The sequence below is a fragment of the Bacillus sp. CECT 9360 genome (genome assembly GCF_918741275.1).
Taxonomy (GTDB): domain Bacteria; phylum Bacillota; class Bacilli; order Bacillales; family DSM-1321; genus Peribacillus.
Genome location: NZ_CAKKNA010000015.1, coordinates 21,954 through 39,795, shown reverse-complemented (window position 1 = coordinate 39,795; position 17,842 = coordinate 21,954). Strand labels below are relative to the sequence as shown.

Below are 17,842 nucleotides of genomic sequence, written 5' to 3'. Positions count from 1 at the left end.
AAGGAGAACTGGACATGAAGAAACAGACCACAGGGATACACCATATCACCGCGATAGTCGGGAATCCGCAGGAAAACGTTGATTTCTATGCCGGTGTGTTAGGATTAAGGCTGGTCAAAAAGACGGTGAACTTTGACGATCCAGGCACTTATCACCTTTACTTCGGCAATGAAGCGGGCAGTCCGGGAACCATTATCACCTTCTTTCCCTGGCCGAATGCCTATAAGGGAAAAATAGGATCAGGCCAGGTGGGGATAATTTCCTATGTTGTTCAAGAGGGAACCCTCAGTTTCTGGGAAAGGCGCCTGAAAAAGTTTAAAGTCGCTTTTGAAAAACGAAACAGATTCGGAGAGGACTATCTGGCTTTCGAAGACCCTCATGGTTTACAGCTTGAATTGGTAGCCCGCAAGGAAGGGACTGACAGCAAATGGTCCTTTGGAGGGGTGTCTGCTGAAGTAGCCATTAAGGGGTTTGGCGGTGCAGTGCTTTTATCTGCGAACCCGGAAAAGACAATGACTGTACTCACAAATGTGATGGGACTTGATAAAGTTGGGGATGAAGATGATTTAACAAGATTTCGAACAGCGGATGACATTGGCAATATCATTGATGTAAGCCGGACGAAGTTACCCCCGGGTTCAATGGGGGTAGGCACGGTCCATCATATCGCCTGGCGGGCAGATGATTTCGGTGACCATGAAAGCTGGAGGCAATACCTCGATAATCAAGGATACAGAGTGACCCCGATCATTGACCGCCAGTATTTTAATGCCGTTTACTTCAGGGAAGAGGGCGGGATTCTGTTTGAAATCGCCACTGATCCCCCGGGATTTACAAGGGATGAATCAGCGGAAGAGATGGGCAAAGGGCTTTTGCTGCCTCCGTGGCTGGAGGAAAGACGTCCCAAGCTGGAAAGAACTCTTCTTCCTGCTGAAGCAAGGGTACTAAAGGAGGATCTAGAATAGATGAAACATATTTTTAAACAAGGAAGCGGGAAAGAGGCACCTGTGCTGTTGCTTCTTCACGGCACAGGCGGTACAGAAAATGATTTGCTTGGACTGGCGGAAATGATATCGCCGCAATCTCCGGTTCTGAGTGTAAGAGGGAACGTTTTGGAGAACGGGATGCCAAGGTTTTTTCGGAGACTCGCCGAAGGTGTTTTTGATGAAGAGGACTTGATTTACCGAACGAAGGAATTGAACGAATTTTTGGGAAGCGCCGCGAAACAATACGGGTTTTCCCGCTCCGAGGTTGTGGCAGTCGGTTATTCAAATGGGGCTAATATTGCCGGCAGTCTGCTTTTCCATTATAAAGATTCACTGAAAGGGGCGATTCTTCATCATCCAATGGTTCCAAGACGGGGAATCGAGCTCCCTGAACTGACTGGGGTGCCGGTATTCATTGGCGCAGGCAGCAATGACCCAATTTGCCCGCCGCAGGAAACGGAAGATCTCGTCGCCATTTTAAGAAATGCAGGAGCAAATGTTGATATCCATTGGGAGCAGCATGGCCATCAGCTGACAAGGATGGAGGCGGAAGCTGGGGCGGCGTGGTTCCAAAAGAACTTTTAGAAAGAGGTTTGCACATATGATTTCATTAAATCCTGAAAAAATGAGCGAGCGGGAAAACTATAAGTTTTTAACGGGAAGCATCATCCCCAGACCCGTCGCCCTGGTCACGACGCTTTCTGATCAAGGCGTAATCAATATTGCCCCGTTCAGTTATTTTAATATTGTCAGTGCCAACCCGCCGATGCTTTCGCTCTCGATCCAGCGGAGAAATGGAATACAAAAGGACACAGCCAGAAACGCGATTGAAAAAGGAGAATTCGTCGTCCATATCACCGATCAGAACAATGTCGAGGCAGCTAATAAGACGGCTAGAGAGCTGCCATTCGATGAAAGTGAACTCCCTTTGTCAGGTTTATCGACGGTCACAAGCAGTTCCATCTCGGTTCCGGGAATAAGAGAAGCAAAAGTAAGGTTTGAATGCCTCCTCGAACAAACGATAAAGCTTGGAGGTACAGACTTGGAGCCAGCCTGTGATCTATTGATTGGCAAAGTGGTTGCTTATCATATTGAGCCATCTATTTACCATGAGGGCAGAATTGATGCTAATGGATTAAAACCGGTCAGTCGGCTCGCAGGCAATCATTATTCAAAAGTAGGCGATACTTTTACATTGGAACGCCCCAGATGAATTGCCTGGGCAATCGGAATAAAACGACAAATATTGATGATTCACACTTAGCTTGAAGTTAAGTGTGTTTTTTTATCCATTACAGGTTATTTCTGTAGCAGAAATTCTTGTAAACATTACAAGGCTAAGGGAAAAAATCAAATGATGCAGATTAAGCTGTGGCTAAGAGGAATTATTTTCAGTGTGTAAGTTCATGTTCCTGACAAATCCTAAATGTGATATTCGGAATGAATATCGAATGTATCCTGCGATGAGGTGATTAGATGGGTTACCAAGGTCGATATGTTGATCCGCACTCTGAGCTATTTCGCCATAATTGGACCAGACCGAAGCGTTCGAAGTCCCAGGTGAATGGCCATACGCAAATGTCGCAAACCAACATCATCCTGAGAAGCAACGCAAAAGCGCATCATTGGTAAGGGATACCACATAATAAAATGAAAAAGGCGCTTCGGCGTCTTTTTTTGGCAGGAAAGTATAAACTTCCCTTTCTTTATAGGTGCAACTACGTTTAATCTCCGCCTTAGGGCTCGTCAATTGACGAGTTTTCTTTAACTGTTCAATAGTCATTTAATTCCACACGAGTTATATAATTCCCGATTTTTACTTATTCTGGATGATACTCAGATGCATAAAAAGGATGGAAAAACATTATTCTATTATTGTAATTGAATAAACCAAGGGAGGAAATGAAACATGACTGTGATTTCAGATGTCAAGACAACACTTGCAGGATTGAAAAGTGCGCAGGCAAGCTTCGAAACGTTCGCACTTGGTACTGATAACGAACAGGCAAAACAACTTTATGAAGAAGCCGCTCAACAAACGCAGCAAATTGTTGATAAGTTATCTCCGCGTGTAGATGAAATTGTCCAAGAAGAACCGCAATACAAAGAATAAGTAAAATAAAAGGTTGGTTTTATCCCAACCTTTTTTTACACTTCCTTTTTACTTAGATGAAAGTAGGGCAGGCAGACATGGCAAATAATAAAAAGAAACAGTTAACACCTGTTCAACAGGAATATCAAATCCTTCAAAACCAACGGGAAATCAAGAGACCCGTTTTAATGAATTGTATAAAAGCTTTTTTGGTAGGTGGATTGATTTGTGCGATTGGACAGGCCATTCAATTCTTTTATATCTATTATTTTGATTTTACAGAGAAAACGGCGGGCAATCCGACTACAGGGACTTTAATTTTTATTACGATGCTGCTTACGGGATTCGGTGTATATGACCGGATGGCGCAATATGGAGGAGCAGGTACGGCCGTGCCGGTAACCGGCTTCGGGAATGCGGTCATTTCGGCAGCGATTGAACATCGAAGTGAAGGATTTGTGCTAGGTGTGGGCGGTAACATTTTTAAACTGGCAGGATCTGTCATCATATTCGGCGTTTTTTCCGCTTTTGTGGTCGCGTTCATCAAAACGATTCTTATTCAGTGGGGTGGCTTGTGATGCTAAAAGGACATCGAACGTGGGTCTTTGATAATAAGCCCGTTATCGTTTCCACCGGGACAGTAGGCGGGCCGTTTGAGGCAGACGGAATGCTTGCTGAAGATTTCGATGTGCTTCACTCAGACTTATGGATTGGACAGGAGTCCTATGAAAAAGCCCATAAGATCCTTCTGGAAGAAGCGAACCAAAGAGCGATGGAAAAAGCGGGCCTGCAGCAAGAACAAATTCAATTCTTTCTTGCGGGGGATCTCGTAAATCAAATTACGCCCACAAGCTTTGCGAGCCGGACGTTAGGGGCACCGTATTTCGGTCTGTTTGGTGCCTGTTCAACCTCGATGGAGGGCTTGGCTTTAGGTGCCTATATTGTTAATACAAAAGGTGCCAAGTACCTGCTTACTGGTGCATCCAGCCATAACGCTGCGGTAGAGAAACAATTCCGCTATCCGACTGAATATGGTGCCCAAAAGCCTCCTACTTCACAATGGACAGTTACAGGTGCCGGAGTCGCTTTGTTAAGTGATACCGGAGAAGGTCCACGTGTTACATCTGCCACGATTGGACGTGTGGTCGATATGGGAATGACCGATCCATTCAATATGGGGGGAGCGATGGCCCCAGCGGCTGTTGATACATTAGAGGCCCACTTTCGGGAACGGGATCTCGATCCATCCTATTACGATTTGATTGTAACAGGGGATCTTGCTCAGATTGGCAGGGAAATTGCCCTTGATTTATTTAAAAAACACGGGCTCCCGATTGAAGAAGAAAAGTTTAGAGATTGCGGATTAATGATCTACCGGGATGGCCAGCCTGTACTTGCAGGGGGCAGTGGAGCGGGATGCTCAGCAACGGTTGTGTATGGTCATTTGTTGAATCGAATGAAAAAAGGAGAGTTGAAACGGATTTTGGTTTGTGCAACGGGTGCTTTATTATCCCCGTTATCCTTCCAACAAAATGAAACAATACCTTGTATCGCTCATGCGGTATCGATTGAAATGTAGCCAACAACAAGGGGGATAAAAAATGACTGTCGCATCTCAAGTGAAGCAATGCCTTACAAGTCTGAAGGGAGTTGAAACAGATCTCTCGAGCTTAGCGCTCCGGACAGAGGATGACGATTCAAAAAGAACCTTGCACGAAACGATGATGGTCGTCCATGAAATCGTAAAGGATCTTAAAATGAGAGTCGGTGAAATAGAAGAGGAAGAATTCACATACAAAGGCTTTTAATAGAAAGAGACCGTAATGGAGGTGAAAAACGATGCCAGATTGGTTAAATATCATTGTGAGATCCCTACTGTTTTTGGTTGTCCTGTTCTTGATCACTAAATGGCTGGGTAAAAAGCAAATATCACAGCTCTCCTTTTTTGAGTATGTCACCGGTATTACAATCGGCAGTATAGGAGCCGAAGTTGCTACAAAACCAAACCAAAGCATGATGCATGGTGTGCTCTCCATTGGGGTATTTGCGTTGGCGCCATTTCTCGCCGGATTAATTTCTATAAAAAGCAAGCCATTTCGCGATTTTGTCGAAGGGAAAGGGACTATTTTCATCAAGGATGGCAAGATCATGGAAGATAATTTGAAAAAGGAAAAATATACGACTGATGAGCTACTGGAATTGCTTCGAAGGAAAGATGTTTTTAGCGTGGCAGATGTGGAGTTCGCGGTCTTGGAGGCAGCCGGTGATTTAAATGTCATGCTAAAGAAAGAAAACCAGCCGTTAACCGCAAAAGATTTGCAGTTGGCTGTGGCTTCAGTAAAAGAACCTCAAACGGTTATTATGGACGGCAAAATTATGGATGAGCCGCTTTCGACGATTGGACGGAGCAGAAAATGGCTGTTAACCGAGGTAGGGAAAATGGGAGTCACCCTTGAAAACGTCTTTCTCGGCCAAGTGAATTCCTATGGCGAATTAACCATCGACGTTTATGATGATAAACTCCAGATACCGTCCCCGCAGGAAAGGCCTTTGATCCTGGCGACGATGAAACAATGCGAAGCGGATTTAGAGTCATTTGCGCTTGCGACAGATAATGAGACAGCAAAAGAAATGTATGTGAAAAATAGTAAGAAGCTGCAAAAAGCGATTGATAAAGTTACCTATATTTTAAAGAGCTAGTCATGTAGAACAGTGTTTTTTATCTAGGAGCAGTAAGTCAAACGAAAATCCTTGTGATTTAAACAATAATACAGTTCATTTAAACGAAAATCAGGATGATTTAAACGAAAGCAAAATTCATTTAAATCAAACATGAAAAAAGACCGCCATATCCTTTAAAAGGTGGACGGTCTTTTGCTTTTGGTTATTCTAAATTGGCATGTTTGCCGTACATCTTATCTGAATCCAGCCCTTTTTTCTCCATGAACCGGAGAATCACGGCATCGTAGAATAATAAAAGAGTTTGTTCAAAAAGTGACCCCATCGGCTGGATCGTTTTATAATCACTTTCTGACTGATCTTTAGGTGAACCGGGCAATTTTATTGTGAAATCGGCTAATTTGCCAATTGTTGAATCTGGAACGATTGTCGCAATCGCTACGGTACCGCCGATACTTTTTGCTTTCTGGGCAACAGAGACCAAGCTTTTCGTTTCTCCAGAACCGGAACCGATGATCAAGATATCATCTTTTTCGAAGGTAGACGTAACGGTTTCGCCAATTACATAGGCATCTATTCCCATGTGCATCATTCGCATCGCAAAAGATTTACCCATAAATCCGGATCTGCCAGCGCCTGCTACAAAAACTTTCTTTGATTCAAGAATCCCGTTTACCAGCTTTTCAGCTTCTTCATCAGCGATCAAGTCCACTGTCCGCGTTAATTCATCTATAATTTCCGTTAAAAATTGAGTAGTCTGCATGCCAGGATTACCCTTGCTTGATCATTTTTTGCATTTCGGCAGCTGCGGCTTTTTTATCGTCTTTACCAGTAATACCTCCGCCAACAATGATAAGATCAGGTTGTGCCTTAATTACTTCAGCAAGAGTTTCTAATTTAATGCCTCCCGCAACGGCAGTTTTCGCATTTTTAACGACGCTTTTAATGGTAGCTAAATCTTCAAAAGAATTTTGTCCTACCGCTTGAAGGTCATAACCAGTATGAACACAGATATAGTCTGCTCCAAGTTCATCAAGCTCTTTAGCACGAGTGGCGATATCTTTAACAGCGATCATATCAACCAGGATTTTTTTCCCTTGCTTTTTTGCTTCTTCTACTGCACCTTTGATGGACTCATCTTCTGCAGCCCCGAGTATCGTAATGATATCAGCTCCAGCTTGAGAGGCCTGCATAACTTCATATCCTGCCGCATCCATGATCTTTAAGTCTGCCAATACTTTCAAATTAGGGAATGCTTCCTTCATTTCCTTAACGGCTTTAAGACCTTCATTTATAACAACCGGTGTACCGATCTCGACGATATCGATATGTTCTTCCACTTCTTTAACCAATTTAATGCCTTCTGGGATGTTTACTAAATCCAATGCTAATTGTAATTCCATGAATGTCACGCTCCTAAGATAGTTTTATGCTAATGCACAATAGTAATGTACCCATTAAGAATTCACCTAACACTAGGTAATAAGTTCTTTAGAACAGGTACTGTGTCAGTATACTATGTATATTTATCTTTCGAAAGTACGCACTTTATTTTTACATAGTGTTAAAAAGTATACCGTAATAAAAAACCAGGGGAGAGAAGACTTACATTGGAAACCATAAGGAAAAAGCAAAAAGGCAATTAAAACCAAGTGTGAACCAATAATTCCATATCTAGCTTTAATGAAGGTTCTTCACCAAAAGAAGTGGTTTAAGCTTTTGATTATCCGTTGATTTCCGCTCCAGGCCCTCGCTTTCCGCGGACAGTCCGGGAGCCTCCTCGGCAAAGGGCACGCCTCCGGGACTTACACAGGATGTGTTGGCGTCGACGTAAGACATAAGGACGCGGCAGATCTTAGTCGACGTTCCGTTAACTGGTCTGCTTTTCCCGCAGGACGTTGAATCTTCATCCATGAATAGGCACCGCACGAGAAAATGCGTATGCATTTTCGAGGAGTCTCGCATATCCTCGCCAATCAACTTTGTTGCAAAATTAACTGAGATATTACGTTAATCAATATTAAACCACCAGTTATGGTGAAGAGCCTTAATGCATAAAGTCTTATTCTCTGTTTTATTTACCCTAATAGCGGGCCGTAAAAAATGATTCGTTTTCCCTATGAAAAATTAGAGGAAAGACAGATGTCCACATGGAAAAGAAGATAAGAATGCGAACATAGAAAGGTGGAGCAGAGAATTGAATAGACAGATGAAAAATTGCATGGTCATTATTTTGGTTTTTATGTTAGCTTTAATTCCATATGTTGATCTGGATCATCCGGTTGAATCGGCGACCAGCGCAGGAACCGAATTGGGACAGCAGATTACGCGCGTTTTGGATAACCCATTGCTGGATGGTGCTGTAGCCGGAGTAAGTGTAAGGTCTGCAGCAACAGGAGAAATCCTTTTTGAACAAAACGGTGACATACGCCTGAGGCCAGCTTCCAATATGAAACTGTTGACGGCATCAGCGGCGCTTAACACGCTTGGTGAAAATTACAAGTTCCATACGGATGTACTCACAGACGGAAAACTGAAAGCTAACATTTTAAAGGGAAATGTTTATGTAAGAGGAAAGGGTGATCCCACTTTATTAAAGGAAGACTTTAATGAAATGGCCGCTTCTTTAAAAAACAAAGGGGTGAAGATGATTGTCGGAAATGTAATCGGTGATGATACTTGGTATGATAATGAGCGCTATTCGACTGATCTGTCATGGACAGACGAAACGGAATATTATGGGGCTCAGGTATCTGCTTTAACAGCCGCCCCAAATGAAGATTATGACTCAGGCACGGTCATTGTCGAAGTCAATCCGGGGAAAGCAGCCAATGAAAAGGGAGCCATTTCATTATCGCCGGCGACAGATTATGTAAAAATCATTAACCATGTAAAAACGGTTGAAGCGGGAGCAAAAAAAGAAGTGAAAATCCGCCGCGAACATGGTTCCAATACAATTATTGCGGAAGGCACAATACCACTGGAAGCGAGCAGGATGCGAAGTTGGATTGCCGTATGGGAACCAACCGGATATGCACTTGATTTATTCAAAAAGTCATTACAGGAACACGGAATAAAAGTGGCAGGACGAGTGTTAACGGGAAAAACACCGGCCGGGGCTAACGTTCTTTTCTCCCATCAATCCATGCCGCTATCCGAATTACTAGTTCCATTTATGAAGCTTAGCAACAATGGCCATGCGGAAACACTCGTGAAGGAAATGGGAAAAGTGGAAAAAGGAGAAGGCAGCTGGGAGAAAGGGCTTGACGTGGTAGAGGCAAACATAAAATCGTTCGGAGTTAATACTGAATCAATAGTAATGCGTGATGGTTCAGGGGTCTCACATGTCAATTTAGTATCTGCCAATGAATTTTCTACGCTGCTTCACACGGTACAGAACAAAAATTGGTTTCCAGCATACCAGAATGCACTGCCTGTTGCAGGTGTCAGTGAAAGAATGGTTGGCGGAACTCTAAGAAACCGGATGAAAAATACAACGGCAACCGGAAATGTAAAAGCCAAGACGGGCACGATTACGACAGTGAGCTCACTTTCAGGCTATGCTACCGGGAAAAGCGGGGAGACGTATGCATTTTCCGTCCTATTAAATAATGTACTTGATGATGAGGTGGTAAAGAAAATTGAAGATGAAATGGCCGTCATTTTATCTAGTCAATAACTTTTACGGATAAATTTTAAAAGAACGCTTCCTACTATGTCGAATCATTTTAATAAAAGATGGATACTGTCGGATTAAAAATGGATAGGTGGTTGGAAGAAGTGACTATTGAAAAGAATGAAGACATAGGGAGGAAGTGAAAACAATTGAAAACTTACATCATTACAGGTTCCTCAAAGGGGCTGGGGGAAGCTATTTCGGAACAATGTTTTCAAAAAGGGAATCATTGCATCTTAGTGGCTCGTTCAACAAATGAAGAACTAGTCGAGAAAGCCAAGCACCATGGTATAAAGGTAAGCAGCATTTCTGCGGATCTTAGCAAGACTGAAGAGCTTCCTGCTTTAATTGAGAGAATCTTCACAGAAATCGGCGAAACGGATGAACTGTATCTTATCAATAATGCTGGTGTGATCGAACCGATTAAGCCTGTCGGCCAGCTGGAGCAGGAAAAAATGGAAATCAGCATGAAGGTCAATTATTTAGCTCCGGTCATGCTCTCGAATGCGTTTATAGAAAGAACGAAAGATTTCAACGGTAAAAAGATCATTGTAAACGTTTCTTCTGGGGCGGCATTGCGACCAATTCATGGATGGTCGGCTTATTGCAGCACAAAAGCGGCGCTTGAAATGTTCACCCGTACAGCCGGTCTTGAGCAGCAAAAAGAAAAAAGTCCTGTCACAATCGTTTCATTCTCGCCTGGTATCATGGATACAGAAATGCAGGCAAATATTCGTACAGCGGATGAAAAGGATTTCGCCGATGCAACCACTTTTCAATCGTATAAAGACAAAGGAATGTTAAGGACTCCTCAGGTTGTGGCTGAAAAGTTACTAAATCTGCTTCAACAAGAAGTTCTTGAAAACGGAAGGTTTTATGATATAAAAGAACTTCTATAGCATTTTATCTTATAGGACAGACATATATGTTCTCCCTCCACCCATATGCTTTAAGCAAGGAACATAAATGAAGGGCGGGGTGTAGATGTCTGTCCATGTTGTTAAAGCCGGTGATTCGCTTTGGGCCATTTCAAATTCTTATCGGATAAGCGTTGCAGAACTTATCAGAGTGAACGGGCTTGTTTCAGCAACTGCTCTTATTCCTGGCCTTGCGCTATACATTCCAGATGGAAGACGAGCGGAACGCTTGTATATCATAAAGCAAGGAGATACCCTTTGGAAAATTTCGCAGAGATATAATACTACTGTTCAAAGAATACTTGCTGCAAACAGGGGAGTGAGTCCTGATAGGTTAACGGTTGGCCAGAAAATCTTGATTCCATCACCTAATCTCTTGCGAATACAATCGCTTGCTTTCGCCTTTCCTGCAACTGGCGGAGCGGTTTTTACCAACCTGCAGCAACAGGCAGACCGACTGACTTATTTAGCAATAACCGCTTATTCTTTTACAACTGAAGGATATGCTTATCTTGAAGGAAATGACCAACCGCTTTTAACGCGCAGCAAACAGTTGAATGTGAATCCTTTATTAATGATCCGGAATATAAGCAATGGACAATTCAACGCCGAGCTTGTTGGCAGAGTGCTCGAAAGTGAAAATTATCGAAGCAATCTTGTCGAAAGCATTATTAATTTTGTCAGACAAAAAGGGTACGGAGGTGCCTCGGTTGATTTCGAGTTTGTCCCTCCGGAAAGGCGAAATGATTTTACCCAATTTTTGCGCGATTTAAAAATGGCGCTCGGATCGCTCGTTCTACATGTAAGCGTCCACGCCAAAACAGCCGATAATCCTGCAAACCGGCTTGCAGGGGGACATGATTATCGGGCCATCGGCAATGTCGCCGATATCGTGGCCGTAATGACGATTGAATTTGGGTATCAAGCAGGACCGCCAAATCCTGTTTCACCGATATGGTGGGTGGAAGAAGTGCTCCGATATGCCACGGCCAATATAAGCCCGAAAAAAATGCAGGCCGCCTTTCCCTTATACGGCTATGATTGGCCACGGTCCAGCGGTTCAGCAAGGTCACTTTCGGTGTTAAATGCCCAAAACCAGGCTATTTCACGAGGCAGTGTCATTATATATGATGAGAATGCCGCCGCCCCCAGGTATGAGTATTGGCAGGAACGAATCCAGCACATTGTCTGGCTTGAAGATATTCGAAGCTACATAAGAAAATATCAGCTTGTTGACGCTTACGGTTTATTAGGCGTCACCTACTGGCATCTCGGATTGAATTCCCCTCAAAATTGGGAGTATATGAAGGATAATATTTTGGTTGAAAAGAACATTTTTACGCGATACGGAAATGATGATGATAATTTGTAAAAAATAGTATAGACAGGACCTAGTCATTTATGGATGGGTCTATTTTTTTTGGAGCAAACGCTCATATTGGACAATGGTTAAGCTAAAACTAATCAAAAGGATTTCAGATGTCATGTGAAACTACTTTAGATACATAATGAGTGAGGTTCCCTAATGCGCAGTTTCTGTTAACTTCATCATATTCAAACCTGATTACTTCGATTAGAAAGAGCGGGCCGCGTTTCCAGCTAATGAAAATAATCTGATGCTTAGACGATAAAAGGCTACTAGCCCTTAAAATAAGGAGAAAACTAATGGTCGTCGATACAAGATTTTAAAAAATAATCATTATATTTATCGTTTTATTCATGAACGATCATCATACAGCAGCGGTTAACCTAGAAGATGAAGATGGACCAATCAGTTATAAAATTGAAATGTTATCTTGGGAAAAAGTAAATGAACTTCTCCCTAATCATTCTAAATTCACGATCATCGATAGTGAAACCGGTCTGCAATTCAAGGTTCAACGAAGGGCTGGGAAGATGCATTTGGACGCCCAACCGTTATCAAGAAAAGTTACTGCGATCATGAAGAAAATTTATAATGGCAGGTGGAGTTGGAAAAGGCCATTATCGTATTGGTCAAAGATCAAATGATTGCTGCATCTATGCATGGGATGCCACATGGTGCTGGCTCAATCAATAACGGTTTTCCCGGTCATTTCTGTGTTCATTTTTCTGGAAGCACCACACATCGTTCGGGACGTGCAGATCTTGCCCATGAATTAATGATTTTGAAAGCTTCCGGTAAGATTGACGAATATTTAAACGAAGCAGAGCCGTATGAGCTCATCAATATTTTTGCAATTGCTATTAATCAAACCGACACTAAAATTTTACATGCGATCGTTTCGAAATTCGGCTCTCCAAATCGCATCAATAAAGTTGCCAATAACATGAAGTACTTTAGTGTAACAAGATACTTGAACCGTCCTCTTAAAAATACGAAAGGGTATTACAAGTTGATATACCTGTCGAGGCCACCTATTTTACGATGGATAATCGCAAGGAAGCAAAGATTATCCATTTTATCGTCCGCAGGGAAAGCTTAACGGATGCCTGGTTAATTGATCAAAAAAATCTCTATAAAGAACTAAAATAAGAACACTTGACGATCCTTTGCGTTAGAGAGATATCGGGAGGAATATGTTTATGAGGCTTACATCCTTTGTCGTACTTCTACTATTTGCCCAGCAAGTTCATATTCCTGACAGCTTATCCATAAATGAAAATGGACAGACTATTGCTGACGTTAACCGAGCTGAAATTGCTGTCCCAATGCCCGGAGTTCCAATGATTCATATAGAAAAATATAATGAGCTTGTCGAAAAACTGAAGCGACAAATATACCAGGCACCGAAAAATGCTCAAATTGATGATCATGGCAGAATTGTACCAGGGCGGACAGGAATCAAGCTATATCAAGAAGAATTCGAAAAACAGTTTTACACCTACTTTTTTGATAACGGACCAAATACAATAGAAGTGCCAAAGCTAACGATTCACCCAAAAGTTGACAGCGAGTTACTTGCTAACATCCGTATCCAACGAATTGGTCATTACGTAACCTTTTTTAATGCTAACAACAAAGAACGCTCTCAAAATATTTCTCTTGCTATAGAAGCAATCAACAATCATGTCATTTTTCCAGGTGAAACGTTCTCATTCAACAAGGTTGTCGGTAACAGAACATCTGGCAAAGGATATTTGCGTGCTCCGATTATCATAAAAGGAGAGTTGTCGGAAGGAATTGGCGGTGGAATTTGCCAGGTGTCTTCCACTTTATTTAATGCTATCGACAGAGCGGGGCTGCAAATTGTGGAGCGCTATTCGCATAGCAGGCGAGTTCCTTATGTGCCAAATGGGAGGGATGCAACGGTAAGCTGGTATGGTCCCGATTTTCGTTTTAAAAATGAGTATAACCAACCCATACTAATCCAGGCCAAAAAGCAAGGAGGAAGCGTGAGTATCCTCATTTACTCGTCTGATGCGATAAATGTGGTGAAGCGAAAAATATCGAGTTAGCTGCGTTGACTCATTTATAGGGCAGTTATCGTGAATTCATAGTCTTGAGGGATGCAGTGTGGACATTGTTATAAGAGTCCCAATCATGGATTCCTGAGCAGGATGATCAACAAGGACAAGCAGATTGTCAATAGTATCTTCATGGTTAATTCAAAATGGATCTGCTTGAAAACTTTTCCTTTTGACACTATAATCCTATTATATTTGTTCCAAAAGGAGTAGTTTGGATGTTACGCCGATTTTATTCATATTATCTGCCTCATAAGAAATTATTTATGTTAGATTTCAGCAGCGCGGTCATAGTTGCCGTGCTTGAATTGGGATTCCCGCTCGCGGTTCAATGGTTCATCGATGACCTGCTGCCGCAAAACGATTGGCCGGCAATTGTTTCGGTAAGCATCGGCTTGCTTTTGCTCTATGTGCTCAGTACTTTCCTGCAATATATCGTAAACTATTGGGGACATAAGCTTGGCATCAATATAGAAACCGATATGCGGCAGCAGTTATTCCAGCATGTACAGAAGCAATCATTCAAATTTTTTGACGACACGAAGACAGGCCATATCATGAGCAGGATCACGAATGACCTGTTCGATATCGGCGAGCTTGCACATCATGGGCCCGAGGATGTATTCATTGCCGTGATGACCTTTATCGGCGTTTTTTGGATCATGCTGACGATTAATGTACAGCTGGCTCTTGTAACGATGCTCATCATCCCCTTCCTTGTCTGGGTTATCGTTTTCAGCAACATCCGCATGAACAGGGCCTGGAAAGCGATGTACAGCGATATTGCCGATGTCAACGCCCGAGTCGAAGACAGCGTGTCGGGTGTGAGAGTTGTCCAGTCTTTCACAAATGAAAACTATGAAATTAGCAGATTCGAAAAGAACAATCGCAAATTCCGTAAAGCCAAGCTCTTCGGATACCGCACGATGTCATTCAGCGCATCCGGCATTTATATGATGACCAGATTTATGACGTTAGCAGTTTTGGTCGTCGGTGCCTGGCTCAGCTACAACAAACATCTGTCATACGGGGAACTGGTCGGGTTTGTGCTTTATGTAAATGTGCTATTTAAACCAGTCGATAAAATCGCCGCCCTAATGGAACTCTATCCAAAGGGAATGGCCGGATTTAAACGTTTTACAGAAATGCTTGATATTGAGCCGGATGTTAAGGATTCACAGGATGCCGTTGAAATTGCCTCATTACGCGGCGACATAAGATTTACCGATGTCAGCTTCAGCTATAACGATAAAAAGCAAGTGCTGGCCGGAATTGATTTATCGATCAAGGCGGGTGAAACAGTTGCTTTCGTAGGACCATCCGGTGCAGGAAAAACAACGATTTGTTCATTGATTCCCCGTTTTTACGATGTGGAGGCTGGCAGCATAACCATCGACGGCCTGGATATCCGCGATATGACGAAGCATTCGCTGCGTTCGCAAATCGGGATTGTACAGCAGGATGTATTTTTGTTTACAGGTACACTTAAAGAAAATATTGCGTATGGCATGCTGGATGCGTCTGATGAAGAAATCGAGGAAGCAGCTAAACAGGCGCACCTGGAGAAATTCATCGAAGGGCTCCCGGACGGCTACGAAACTCAAATCGGTGAAAGAGGGTTAAAACTATCAGGCGGGCAAAAACAACGGATTGCTATTGCGAGAATGTTCTTGAAAAATCCTCCGATTCTCATCCTTGATGAAGCAACTTCTGCACTCGATACCGAAACAGAAATGGTGATTCAGAATGCGTTGAATGAGCTTGCTAAAAACCGGACGACGCTCGTGATTGCCCACCGGCTGGCGACGATCCGGAACGCTGACCGGATTGTGGTTGTCACAGAAGAAGGCATTGCCGAAGATGGAAGCCATGATGAATTGATTGAACAGGGCGGAGTCTTTGCCAACCTGCACCGCATTCAGTTTCAACGCTAAAGGGAACCATGTATGCAAAACTTATTATCAGAGAAAAGGGACCGGCAACAAAAATGAAATTCCGGCAACAAAAGTCCGTGTTTCGGCAACAAAACGAGTCAAACCGGCAACAAACCGGACAGATTCCGCAACAAAACCGGGGACCGGCAACAAAAATGAAATTCCGGCAACAAAAGTCCGCGTTTCGGCAACAAACGAGTCATACCAGCAACAAACCGGACAGATTCGGCAACAAAACCGGGGATCGGCAACTAAAATGAAATTCCGGCAACAAAAGTCCGTGTTTTGGAAGCAAAACGAGTCAAACCTGCAACAAAATCAAAATTCCGGATAGTAAATCTGGAAGAGACTTCACGCCCTGCCGTGTCCGAGCTCAATCGGCGGAATCTCTATACTTTAAAATAGTAGTCTCAAACTCTTTACAAACCCATCCTATCTTGTTATATATTTATATTTAGCTGAGAAAAATTTACAAGGAATTTTATATAAAAAAGGGGGAGTTCCATTGAAATACCGCGTTTCTGCTGTTCAATACCATCTGCACACCATCCAATCATTTGAAGAGTTTGCTAACCAATGCGAACATTATATTAAAACAGCTCAGGAATATGGCTCTGAGTTTGTTTTATTTCCTGAGTTCTTTACGACACAGCTATTGTCAATCGGCAGTGAACAGGGAACGAGGTTAACCATCAATGAACTTCCTGGATTTACGGATCAATACAGAACATTGTTTTCAAACTTTGCTCAAGAAACCGGCATGCATATTATAGGCGGGACGCATGTCGTCCAGAGAGAAGGCCGCTTGTATAATGTTGCTCATTTATTCTATCCTGACGGCAGGATTGGCGAGCAAGCAAAGCTTCATATTACGCCAACCGAGGTGGATGAATGGAATATGTCGCCGGGCGAGGATTTTACGATTTTTGAAACGGAAAAAGGGAGGATTGCCATTTTAACCTGCTATGACATTGAATTTCCTGAAATCGTGCGCATGGCCAAAGCAAAGGGGGCGGATGTGATTTTCTGTCCGTCCTGCACAGATGACCGCCATGGTTTTCACCGGGTTCGTTATACGAGTCACGCTCGCGCAATTGAAAACCAGGTCTACGTAGTAACGACCGGTACAATTGGTTCGCTGCCGACTGTTGATTTCATGCGCGCTAATTTCGGCCAGGCCGCGGTGATTACACCGAATGACATTCCTTTCCCGCCTAAAGGCATTATGGTGGAAGGAGAATTGAACAGCGATATGATTGTTACGGCAGATCTTGATTTGAGCTTATTGTACGAGGTTCGAGAAGCAGGCTCGGTTACGACATGGAGAGACCGCAGAACGGATCTATATCCTGACTGGGAAAAAGCGGAAACAATTGAAGGGTGATGGCTATGGCATACCGCAATGAACTGTTTGTATTTGATAATGAAATACCTGTATTGTCTGTCGTCCGGAATTATACCGAGGATGATTTTGATGAATTAATTGCGATTCAGGCGGAATGCTTTCCACCGCCTTTCCCAGAGGAATTATGGTGGAATCGGGAGCAGTTGCAAAACCATGTGGACTTATTCCCGGAAGGGGCCTTGTGTATCGAGATTGATGGAGAACTTGCCGGATCGTTGACAGGGCTACGCGTCGATTTTGATCCTCTCCATCCTGCTCATACGTGGGAAGAGATAACCGATGGAGGGTATATCCGGAATCATGATCCGAATGGGAATACATTATATATCGTGGATATCAGTGTCAAGCCGAAATACCGTAAATTCGGGCTCGCAAAGCAGATGATGCAGTCCATGGGCCATATCGTCGTGGAAAAGAAGCTCGACCGTCTGCTCGGCGGCGGACGGATGCCGGGGTACCATCGTTACGCCCGGGAATTAAGTCCCGAACAATATGTCCAGAAGGTGTTGTCAGGCGACCTGAACGATCCGGTGATCACCTTTTTATTAAAGTGCGGCCGGAAGCCGGTCGGCGTTCTGGAAAACTACCTGAAAGATAAAGAATCACTTAATTATGGCACGCTGATGGAATGGAAGAATCCATTTAAATAACAATAGTAGCAACCTAATTCATAGAACCCGCATCCTTGATCTTACAAAATCTATCA

21 protein-coding genes are annotated in these 17,842 nt (G+C 43.1%); 19 read left to right on the top strand and 2 right to left on the bottom strand.

All coding sequences use genetic code 11. The features are described from left to right. Positions 1 to 14 precede the first annotated feature (14 nt). From LQ216_RS16830 to LQ216_RS16790, 9 genes are all read left to right on the top strand, one after another. Positions 15 to 965 (top strand): ring-cleaving dioxygenase, encoded by a 951-nt coding sequence (locus LQ216_RS16830; RefSeq protein ID WP_230130621.1) that lies wholly within the window; start codon positions 15 to 17, stop codon positions 963 to 965. Further along, entirely contained in the window at positions 966 to 1,571 is a 606-nt protein-coding gene (locus tag LQ216_RS16825) for an alpha/beta hydrolase (protein ID WP_230130620.1), read from the top strand. 16 nt (positions 1,572 to 1,587) lie between these two features. Beyond that, positions 1,588 to 2,199, top strand: coding sequence for a flavin reductase family protein (locus tag LQ216_RS16820; RefSeq protein WP_230130619.1), 612 nt, complete (start codon positions 1,588 to 1,590; stop codon positions 2,197 to 2,199). Between the two features lie 263 nt (positions 2,200 to 2,462). Then, positions 2,463 to 2,618: a YpzG family protein gene (locus LQ216_RS16815; protein ID WP_117305986.1), complete on the top strand. Its 156-nt coding sequence runs from the start codon at positions 2,463 to 2,465 to the stop codon at positions 2,616 to 2,618. A gap of 277 nt (positions 2,619 to 2,895) precedes the next feature. Then, positions 2,896 to 3,099, top strand: coding sequence for a DUF1657 domain-containing protein (locus LQ216_RS16810; RefSeq protein ID WP_117305983.1), 204 nt, complete (start codon positions 2,896 to 2,898; stop codon positions 3,097 to 3,099). Between the two features lie 77 nt (positions 3,100 to 3,176). Continuing rightward, positions 3,177 to 3,656 carry a stage V sporulation protein AC gene (gene spoVAC / locus LQ216_RS16805; RefSeq protein ID WP_230130618.1) on the top strand — a complete coding sequence of 160 codons (480 nt, stop codon included), beginning with the start codon at positions 3,177 to 3,179 and terminating at the stop codon, positions 3,654 to 3,656. Continuing rightward, positions 3,656 to 4,657 carry a stage V sporulation protein AD gene (gene spoVAD, locus LQ216_RS16800; protein ID WP_117305979.1) on the top strand — a complete coding sequence of 334 codons (1,002 nt, stop codon included), beginning with the start codon at positions 3,656 to 3,658 and terminating at the stop codon, positions 4,655 to 4,657. Before spoVAC ends, spoVAD begins: the two co-directional genes overlap by 1 nt. 22 nt (positions 4,658 to 4,679) lie before the next feature. Then, positions 4,680 to 4,886, top strand: coding sequence for a DUF1657 domain-containing protein (locus LQ216_RS16795; RefSeq protein WP_117305977.1), 207 nt, complete (start codon positions 4,680 to 4,682; stop codon positions 4,884 to 4,886). 31 nt (positions 4,887 to 4,917) lie between these two features. Continuing rightward, positions 4,918 to 5,778 carry a DUF421 domain-containing protein gene (locus tag LQ216_RS16790; protein ID WP_230130617.1) on the top strand — a complete coding sequence of 287 codons (861 nt, stop codon included), beginning with the start codon at positions 4,918 to 4,920 and terminating at the stop codon, positions 5,776 to 5,778. A gap of 184 nt (positions 5,779 to 5,962) precedes the next feature. Here LQ216_RS16790 and hxlB read toward each other — a convergent pair whose 3' ends face one another. Continuing rightward, positions 5,963 to 6,520 (bottom strand): 6-phospho-3-hexuloisomerase, encoded by a 558-nt coding sequence (hxlB, locus tag LQ216_RS16785; RefSeq protein ID WP_230130616.1) that lies wholly within the window; start codon positions 6,518 to 6,520, stop codon positions 5,963 to 5,965. 7 nt (positions 6,521 to 6,527) lie between these two features. After that, on the bottom strand, positions 6,528 to 7,160 hold the full coding sequence (hxlA, locus tag LQ216_RS16780; RefSeq protein ID WP_230130615.1) for a 3-hexulose-6-phosphate synthase: 633 nt from the start codon (positions 7,158 to 7,160) through the stop codon (positions 6,528 to 6,530). 794 nt (positions 7,161 to 7,954) lie between these two features. Here hxlA and dacB point away from each other — a divergent pair. From dacB to LQ216_RS16730, 10 genes are all read left to right on the top strand, one after another. Further along, complete coding sequence (gene dacB, locus LQ216_RS16775; protein WP_230130614.1) at positions 7,955 to 9,436, top strand: D-alanyl-D-alanine carboxypeptidase/D-alanyl-D-alanine-endopeptidase; 1,482 nt, start codon at positions 7,955 to 7,957, stop codon at positions 9,434 to 9,436. 146 nt (positions 9,437 to 9,582) lie between these two features. Then, positions 9,583 to 10,332, top strand: coding sequence for a (S)-benzoin forming benzil reductase (locus tag LQ216_RS16770; RefSeq protein ID WP_230130613.1), 750 nt, complete (start codon positions 9,583 to 9,585; stop codon positions 10,330 to 10,332). An 85-nt stretch (positions 10,333 to 10,417) separates the two neighbouring features. Beyond that, on the top strand, positions 10,418 to 11,722 hold the full coding sequence (locus LQ216_RS16765) for a LysM peptidoglycan-binding domain-containing protein (protein WP_230130612.1): 1,305 nt from the start codon (positions 10,418 to 10,420) through the stop codon (positions 11,720 to 11,722). Positions 11,723 to 12,069: 347 nt separating this feature from the next. Further along, positions 12,070 to 12,360, top strand: coding sequence for a hypothetical protein (locus LQ216_RS16760; protein ID WP_230130611.1), 291 nt, complete (start codon positions 12,070 to 12,072; stop codon positions 12,358 to 12,360). Further along, the gene (locus tag LQ216_RS16755) at positions 12,321 to 12,815 is read left to right on the top strand and encodes a hypothetical protein (protein WP_230130610.1); all 495 of its coding nucleotides are present in this window, start codon (positions 12,321 to 12,323) and stop codon (positions 12,813 to 12,815) included. The genes LQ216_RS16760 and LQ216_RS16755 overlap by 40 nt, the downstream gene beginning before the upstream one ends. A 100-nt stretch (positions 12,816 to 12,915) precedes the next feature. Further along, a complete protein-coding gene (locus LQ216_RS16750; RefSeq protein WP_230130609.1) occupies positions 12,916 to 13,788 on the top strand; it encodes a VanW family protein in 873 nt (290 codons plus the stop codon). Positions 13,789 to 14,015: 227 nt separating this feature from the next. Next, complete coding sequence (locus tag LQ216_RS16745) at positions 14,016 to 15,731, top strand: ABC transporter ATP-binding protein (protein WP_230130608.1); 1,716 nt, start codon at positions 14,016 to 14,018, stop codon at positions 15,729 to 15,731. After that, positions 15,697 to 16,065 (top strand): hypothetical protein, encoded by a 369-nt coding sequence (locus LQ216_RS16740; protein ID WP_230130607.1) that lies wholly within the window; start codon positions 15,697 to 15,699, stop codon positions 16,063 to 16,065. The genes LQ216_RS16745 and LQ216_RS16740 overlap by 35 nt, the downstream gene beginning before the upstream one ends. Positions 16,066 to 16,236: 171 nt before the next feature. Continuing rightward, complete coding sequence (locus LQ216_RS16735; protein WP_230130606.1) at positions 16,237 to 17,115, top strand: carbon-nitrogen hydrolase family protein; 879 nt, start codon at positions 16,237 to 16,239, stop codon at positions 17,113 to 17,115. A 5-nt stretch (positions 17,116 to 17,120) separates the two neighbouring features. Further along, the gene (locus tag LQ216_RS16730) at positions 17,121 to 17,786 is read left to right on the top strand and encodes a GNAT family N-acetyltransferase (RefSeq protein WP_230130605.1); all 666 of its coding nucleotides are present in this window, start codon (positions 17,121 to 17,123) and stop codon (positions 17,784 to 17,786) included. Positions 17,787 to 17,842 lie beyond the last annotated feature (56 nt).